Consider the following 6,009-nt stretch of genomic DNA (forward strand, 5'->3'; position numbering starts at 1 on the left):
TTTAGCAAATGGTCTAATTTCATTTGCTAAACTATTGAAAATACATTTGTTCAAATGGTAATTCGTATTGCGTCTGCTTAAACGAAATACCCTGTAATTGCTTAGGAGCAACTACCGTTACATTGCCATTCGTAAGAGGAATGAAGATTGCTTCCTCATGTACAGTTGTCAAAATATCCTTGTATAATGCCCTGCGCTGGTCTTCCTCTCTTGAAACTAAAACATCCTCAATTTTTTGATAGAATTGATTGGCATTTGCAATTCCCTGTGTTGCATGTTTATAAGAAGCCGTAAAAGCAGCCACAGTACTTTGCGGATCATAGGCTAAGCCCCATGTTTGATTGAATAATAAATCATACTCTCCTGTTGTTCTTCGATTGGCGATGGAAGTGGATTCCTCCCCAATTAATTCTAAATCGATGCCAATGCCTTTCAATGCGTGTTGCATATACTCTCCCTGTGCCTTTTGAGACGATGAATTACTATCGTAAAAAAGTTGTATCATTAATTTCTTGCCATTTTTCTCTCGTACTGCTCCCTCAGTACTCCTTGTCCATCCGGCTTTTTCTAATAAATCATTCGCTTTTACAGCATCATAATTTCGTTGTTGTAATGGAATACCTGCATAATTAATATTTGTGGAAAAAAGTGAATTTGCTGGTGTTTCTGCCTCTTCGAAAATATCACGGCTAATTGTTTCGCGATCAATGGCGTACCAAATAGCCTCCCGAACACTCTTATCACTAACGGGATTATCCATTTTACTGCTGTTAGCCACAATCATTTTTGTATTCATTTGTTTACTTCTAACAAGTTGATAATCACCTGTCTGTACTAGCTTGTTCATGCCTTCAATATGAATACTGTCCGCACCTCGATCATCCGTAAAGGCAAAATTCACTTCCCCTTTTTGCAGGGCTAGTAGTGTTGTTTCTCCCGCAGGCAAAACTTTCGCTGTAATTTTTTTTAACTTCGGTGATCCCGCCCAATATTTTTCATTTGCCTCAAACACAGCATATTGATCTACCTTATGCTCCATTAGCTGATAAGGTCCTGTGCCATGAAAACCTTGTACACCATCTTTTGTTTCCCCATTTTTAAAATCTTTTGGCGAGAGGAACACATATGGACGTGTCATGGATAATTCCACTAATGTTGGATAATATGCCTCAGAAAGCGTTAAACGTACAGTCCATTCATCAACAGCCTCTACATTCAAAATTTTTGTTGATAATTTAATCCATGCATGCTTTTCCTTATTTCGCTGAACGGCCTCAATATTTTGTTTGACAGCATCCGCATTAAACGGCTCTCCATCATGAAAGACAACATCTTTTCTTAAATGGAAGATATAGATTGTCCCATCCTTCGAAATATCCCAGGATTCAGCAAGCAATGGTTTAATGCCGTCCTCCGTATTTTCTACTAACGATTCATAAACCATGCCCTGGGCTGACATGGAGCCAGGGTATAAATGAGGGTTCATGTCATTAATGTCCTTTACAGTGGCATACACAAGCTCATCTTTTTTCAACTCACTTTTTTCTGTAGTTGTTGAACATGCCACTAGTATGAATAGTGTAAAAATCATTGCTATAATTGTTTGTATTCTTTTAACCAATGCCGTTCGCTCCTTATAGTGCATTCAATTTGTATTTTATTAACTTTTTATGTTAATTCCTTGCATATCATCTCGATATCTTGTGAAAAAGATTTTACTTGAAAGGCCTCTGAGTATGATCTGTTCTGAGATGAAGCGACCATTTGTTGCAGTTTTTCTTCATAAGTCTGTATGAATAAATCAATTGTTGGACTTTCCAGCCTTAGTGCCTTAGCAATTCCCTGAATAATTTTCACACGGTAGTAATCTTCTTTGGGCATTCTAGGAATATCCCATTCACCCTGATGATTCATAAAAATCCTTCTAAGAGGAACTGCTGAAAAATCAAAATATTTTCCCTCTTGAGTGGGTTTAGAAAATGGATCTATTAATAAAGAAGCATATCGAATATAGAGCAGATACTCTTGATGAATAGACTCAAGCTTGCTGAAATTTTCTATATCTTGTCGAGCAATACTAGCAGATTGTAATGGATAGTTATCGTCTACCATGAACTTTAATAGATTCAGAGGTTGAATATTGACCTGCTTCACAATCTCCATCATTTCTTTCCAATAATTTAATAAATGGCGAATCATTGTATATGTAATAGGCCCCTCAGGATAAAGCTTATAAACATACTTCGTTATTGTTTGTTCGTCAAATATAGCCTTTAATGAAAAATCATTCATAAACAAGGCAGGATGTACATATAAAGAGATATTTCTTGTTTCTGCCTCTAACGGTGTTGCTAAAACTTTTAATTCAATACCTAGCTGATAAAATAGTTCACTTAGCTTTGCCAAGCGATCCATTTTCGCCCCATCGGAGCCAATGTAAATGGTTTTCTTTACCCCTGTTGTTATCACCTCATTTGAAGGTACATCCTGTAGCCATCTTGTATCCCCATAATAGGTTGAAAAGCTAATCACCTCAGCACAAGAAGAAATTTGCTTTAAATAATTCCTAATTAAATGATTAGAGCCAAATGTTGGTGAAATTAAAAGAAAGCATTTGACCTTCTTCAATACTTGGCTATCAATTTGTGATAATACGTCCATATAAGCATCAGTAGTGACACTTAGGACAACCGTATCCCAATCCCCTGAAATTGTATGATATCCCTTAAAAAGATCATCGAGCATACATTCTCCCGCGACAGATTGATGCTGTGGATTTTGTATATGTACTTTAATTGCAAGCTGCTGTTGGATTACAGCCTCATAGAACATATTGGAGCGTAAAGACTCTCGGCCAGCTATAGCTACTTTACTATTTAAATAATTCTTAAGATTGACAGCTAATTGAATAGCTGTCGGCCCTGTTCCTAACAGTAAAACCCTTTTAAAATAAGTCATACCCTTCTCCCTATCTATCAAATTGATTGAGCTTTTTGATACAAAGCAATATCGAATACACTTTGAGGGTGCATAATTTGCTCTACTAATTGCCATTTTGTTGCGTCTACCGTTCTCATTGGATAATTAAAAAGAGACTTTAATCCATCTCCATATCGCATAGCAACGATTACATCCTGTTTTGTGACATCATATAATTGTTCTAATATGTCATATTTGCAGCTAACGGTTGAGCTAAATATAATATGGCTAATTTGTTGAATAGCTGCGAGGTCCTCTACAGGCTTATTGTCAATTTGAATCGGTAAATGCTTTCCTAATTTATGTACTACCTGTCTACCCAATTGAATGGCTTCATCATCAATATCAATGCCAAAGACTTCGGCACCTGTTCGTTCTGCAATCAATAATAAGGTCATAGGAAAAGCGCCAGACCCCACTAATAACACTTTGGATTGATTGGTAATTTGAAAGCCGCCAAATTCCTTTTCAATACTGTCTTCAATATTACGAAAATAGTCAGCGATTTCCTCATTTTCATGCAATAATTTTAAAGCACGATATTTTTCCATAAGTTTCACACAAACAGAGGAGTTTGCTCTTAGTTTCTCGATTAACGTTACTATTTCAGTTGATGAATCTAAATGAAGCCAATATTTTTCATGATCAGGATTCGTAATAAACGAAGAATAGTCATCGATTATTTCTCGTAGCTCTATATTATTCTCCGCTTGATGCTGATTGCTTTGATTAATCAAGAGCTGAAATTTATTATCAAAGTCATGTAGTTTTCCTAAAAAAGATTGTGCAACCTTCACATACTTCACTCCTATGCTTTGGAATTAAAGTTCAATATATGCTGTTCCCTTTGCTACTATTTCAACAACACCCTTAATATGTGCATACTTTGATGTCTCTGTGTAATTAGCAAAAACTTGAATAATGCCTCCTGGCTGCTTCACATTGGTCATAATCTTAGCCCTGTTTTTCCATGCTAAAAAATAACCGATAGATGCTGTTCCTGAGCCACATCCACTTTCCCAAACCATGCTATCTAAAGCTGGTACAAAAATGAGAGGCTTTAATTCGGCAGTTTCTTCTTTGTACAATAATATACCGATTAGTTGTTCATCCATTGCGCTGCCCAATAATTTAGCTAGACTCTCTGCATTTTCCTTTACAGCATTATCAAAGGCAATTACTTTGACAATAATGTGAAGAAAGCAGTTATATTTAATAAAAATTGTTTCCAGATTGATTTCTCCAAAAGGAAGCTTTCTGCTCCAAATTTTATCAGGCACAGGCATAGTTACTTGGCATTCAAATTGCTGAGCATTTTTTTCAACAGTACAAATAACTAAATCCTCCATCCCGGAGGACTCCAGTACAACATTTTTTATACTTGGCTGCTCTGATGCGAGTAAACAAGCTAGTGCCATACAAGCATTTCCACAAAACTCCCCACCTGACATGCAGAGCCTTGCATGTACATCATCATGTGCTGATTCACATATAAAGCCAACCTGTTCAGCATGGACATTGCTATAAGACATTATTTTGGTCGCAATTTTTGTGTAATCTGCAATAGCATGAGGTGTTTTTATTAATACAGTCATATTTTCTGTAGGGTTCATTTTTATAAATTCAACTTCCTGTAACATAATAAACTCCTTCTCAATATTTCACCCATATTTAGAAAAACAACATTAATCGTAATGATTACTATTATCATTCATGTTTTTTAATTTACCATATTTTTTATGGTTGTCAATAGATGAAATAACAAATTTTGAAAAACTTATCTTTGAAAAGCAATCAGCATATACTTCAACCGCATAGGAGCAAATTCAAATTGATTCTGTGCTTTTTGCAGAGCAATTAATCACATTTATTGATAAAAGCAAATAAAAAAAGTCGAGAGACATAATGTCCTCGACTTACTGTTACTATTACATTCTTCCAGCAGCTTCTAATGATACCGCTAGCATTTTAGCAAATTCTCCTCGTGTAATCGTTTGATTTGGTAATAAATTCATATGGTCGTTTAACGCTCCAATTGCATATAAGGTTTGTGTATGGTGCAATGCTTCCTCTTGTAGATTAAAGCTATCTTGATAAGGTAAAGACACAAATTCTTCTTGAACAAAATCAACTGCATCCAATGTTCGACCAACCATTAGTATTGCTTGCTGTCGTGTTATTTTCCCATTAGGATCAAATAAATTTTGAGATTTTCCTTTGATAATTCCTAAAGAATGTAATGCACCAACATAGCCCCCATACCAGGATTTCTTGGCATCAATATCTTTAAATTGGGTTGCTTGAACTGGTTGAAAGCTGAAGGCACGGGCTAGTAATGCACTAAACTGAGCACGTGTTAAAGAATCATTTACGCCAAAATGATCTGCTGTTCTTCCTTGGACAATACCCCGTTCCGCTAATGTAGAAATATACGTACTATACTCTGAATTATCTATATCTCGAAAGTAAATTGGCTGTGGATTTACAAATTTTAATTCTGCACTATTATGAATTATGGCAACCACGCGATCGCCTAAGTCTCGATACGCAACAGGCTCCATTACCCCTTTTTTAGCTACTTGTTTTAAAATCCCATCCTGTCCATTTTTGAAAATTTCAATTTCTAGAGGCTGACGGTTATTGACGATAGTCGCTTTAATACTAAACGTATCGCCCTTTTCAGAGGCATTAATTTTGGCACCATAGGCAGAGTAAACGATCATATTTGATGTTTTCATATGTACATAATCCGTGGGCTCTTGATAAGCATGCGCTTGCAAAGGAGTTGCCAATGAAATACTTAGTATGCCAGCTAGTACTCCCGCTCGAATTTTTCCTTTCATATTGCTGCTCCTTTCTTTTCATCTAAAACTATCATACTGGAATACACTTTGTAAAAATATAGTATTTTTAGCATATACTCCACTAAGCTCTCTAGTCCTAGAAATTTTCCAATCGAGTAGGAGGGAGTGATTAACTCCCGACCTCTCACACCACCGTACGTACGGTTCCGTATACGGCGGTTCAATT

General features: G+C 36.1%; 6 protein-coding genes. All 6 read right to left on the reverse strand.

Annotation, left to right across the window (positions count from 1 at the left end; translation table 11 throughout):
• Nucleotides 1-31: 31 nt before the first annotated feature.
• On the reverse strand, nucleotides 32-1,621 hold the full coding sequence (gene cntA, locus AC1RNS_RS20760) for a staphylopine-dependent metal ABC transporter substrate-binding lipoprotein (protein ID WP_492995438.1): 1,590 nt from the start codon (nucleotides 1,619-1,621) through the stop codon (nucleotides 32-34).
• A 47-nt stretch (nucleotides 1,622-1,668) separates the two neighbouring features.
• A complete protein-coding gene (locus AC1RNS_RS20765) occupies nucleotides 1,669-2,958 on the reverse strand; it encodes an opine metallophore biosynthesis dehydrogenase (protein WP_492995440.1) in 1,290 nt (429 codons plus the stop codon).
• Nucleotides 2,959-2,975: 17 nt separating this feature from the next.
• Nucleotides 2,976-3,776 (reverse strand): SAM-dependent methyltransferase, encoded by an 801-nt coding sequence (locus AC1RNS_RS20770; RefSeq protein ID WP_492995442.1) that lies wholly within the window; start codon nucleotides 3,774-3,776, stop codon nucleotides 2,976-2,978.
• A 24-nt stretch (nucleotides 3,777-3,800) separates the two neighbouring features.
• Nucleotides 3,801-4,619, reverse strand: a complete 819-nt coding sequence (locus tag AC1RNS_RS20775) for a histidine racemase CntK family protein (RefSeq protein ID WP_492995443.1) — start codon at nucleotides 4,617-4,619, stop codon at nucleotides 3,801-3,803.
• 288 nt (nucleotides 4,620-4,907) lie between these two features.
• On the reverse strand, nucleotides 4,908-5,822 hold the full coding sequence (locus AC1RNS_RS20780) for an S-layer homology domain-containing protein (RefSeq protein ID WP_492995445.1): 915 nt from the start codon (nucleotides 5,820-5,822) through the stop codon (nucleotides 4,908-4,910).
• A partial coding sequence (locus AC1RNS_RS20785; protein ID WP_492995447.1) for a hypothetical protein occupies nucleotides 5,819-6,009 on the reverse strand: 191 nt, incomplete at its 5' end. The genes AC1RNS_RS20785 and AC1RNS_RS20780, both read right to left, overlap by 4 nt.

The sequence above is a fragment of the Lysinibacillus sp. GW821-FHT14F06 genome, assembly GCF_058803665.1.